The organism is Campylobacter sp. BCW_4332, from assembly GCF_001763175.1.
Lineage (GTDB): Bacteria > Campylobacterota > Campylobacteria > Campylobacterales > Campylobacteraceae > Campylobacter_D > Campylobacter_D jejuni.
The window spans coordinates 1-1,928 of record NZ_MJYF01000043.1 but is presented as its reverse complement, the minus strand read 5'-3'; the positions used below and the strand labels follow the sequence as shown (position 1 = coordinate 1,928).

Below are 1,928 nucleotides of genomic sequence, written 5' to 3'. Positions count from 1 at the left end.
GCAGGAATTCTTGGATCAAGGAGTTTGTCTAAATATCCTCTTTTATAAATCCATTCTAATCTTTCAGGTGTAAAATAATAAGGGGCATTAGGATAGCCTTGAGGTGGGGTTAGGGCTGCTAGTTTGGCGCTTAATACTAGGGTATCTTTGAATAAAGTAGCTTGTTGTTCACTCCAATCATTTGGAGTATCTACATCAAATCTTGTTACCATTCCATTTTCGTATCCATCCATAGCATCATCAAATTTATTTCTACTTTCAGGAGTAGAATCTATATCTCTTGGATCTTTTAATTTGCCTTTTTTAATATCATTATATAAAGCCCAAATGATCCTGCCTTCTTCATCATAGGCAAAATCATATTTATTTAAATCAATCACCCAATCTACTCCCATAATCTCATCTATAAAAGGAAGCATACCAAATTCATCAGGCTGTATAGTTTTAGCTAAATCTTTTACTAATTTGGCCCTTAAAGGATTTTTATGTATCCCTGCCATACCTATACCTATTTCTAAAAGATTATCAGCATAATTATAAATTCCTCTTTTTATACCTAATTCTTCATATCCTCCACCTGTGAGTTGAATATATAAAATAAAACATTGTATCATTCTGGCATTAAAGCCATGATTTTTAGAACGCACAAAATATTCAGGTTTTCCTAGTATTCCTGCTGCTATACCCCATTCTTGTCTAAAAAGAGAAGATTTTAAGGTTTCTTTATTATTGTTAACTTCATCATAAATATAGGCGTATTCTTCATTGATTAAATATCCTTTTTCATCTACATTAGCATAAGCATCATAGGGTATATCTATAACAGTGCTTCTTATACCACTTCTTATAATTAGATATTTATATCTTTCTCTTTTAGTTTTTAAAGATTTATAATAAGCTTTTTCTGCTTTAGTCCAAGGAGCTATAGCTCCTTTGATAGGATCTTTTAAATATATACTTTGCCAATCTTTAAATTCAAGTAAAGTAGAACTTTGTCCTGTATAAAAGTTAGGATCTAGGTATTGGGGTTTATAGTCTTTGTAGGGGGAGTTTTTCATAATATGATAAGATTTAAAAACCGCTTTGGAATATTCTTCGGTATAGTTGCCTGTGGGCTTAATATTTTCTTTAAAGAGTATTTTATTGGTATCTTTTTCCACATCTAATGTTAATCCATTGGGTGTATAAATCTCATAAGTTTCGCTCATTGTTTATCCTTTCGTAATTTATCCCATATATAAACCATCTTCTATGATTATAGTAGTAGCTAATCTGCCTATGAAATTAGGCGGAGTTTTTGTTTCTGATGTGATATCAGTATTTGCACTTGCCTTGCTAGTGTTATTTTCTCTTTTGTCTATAGCTTTCAAGCTTTCTTTATTTTCATTTATCCCTATATACATAGCCTTAAGATTGTTTTGTCCTATGATATTGAGTTTTTCTAGTAATCTTCTGGTTTTATTTTTATCTTCTATATATCTTCCTGTTTTATCTTTACTTGTATTGTAAATTCCATTAGCAAAATCTTGTAAAATTTGTAAAGCTTCATTGTAAGCTTGAATGGCTGTTAAATTGATTTCATCATTAACTTCTTTATAATACTTTTCTAATGTAGTGTTTTTTAGGATATAAATTTCAGATTTAATGAGTTCTATACTATTTAAACTTTGATTAAAAAAAGTATAATCATCTCTTTCTTGTATAGTTTCATTTTCATCTTTTATTATCCTTAAAGCGGATCTTTTCTCATCAATAATCAAATAAGACAAAAGTCTTTTTAAAAGAAATTCTTTATTTTCTTCAAGCTTTTGATCTATTTCATAATGAAAGGAAAAATGAGTGTCAAAAACTCCTGTGCAAAGATCTATGCCATAAAAAATTTTCTTTAAATCAAAGCTAATGAATTTCGAATTGATTGCAAAAGGATA

At 29.3% G+C, this 1,928-nt stretch carries 1 protein-coding gene and 1 pseudogene; both read right to left on the bottom strand.

The window, feature by feature from the left end; genetic code table 11:
* The coding region (locus AJN64_RS04370) for a hypothetical protein (RefSeq protein WP_070292738.1) at positions 1 to 1,208 on the bottom strand (1,208 nt) is incomplete at its 3' end.
* A gap of 18 nt (positions 1,209 to 1,226) precedes the next feature.
* Positions 1,227 to 1,928 (bottom strand): annotated as a pseudogene (locus tag AJN64_RS04365) (hypothetical protein); the annotation flags it as partial.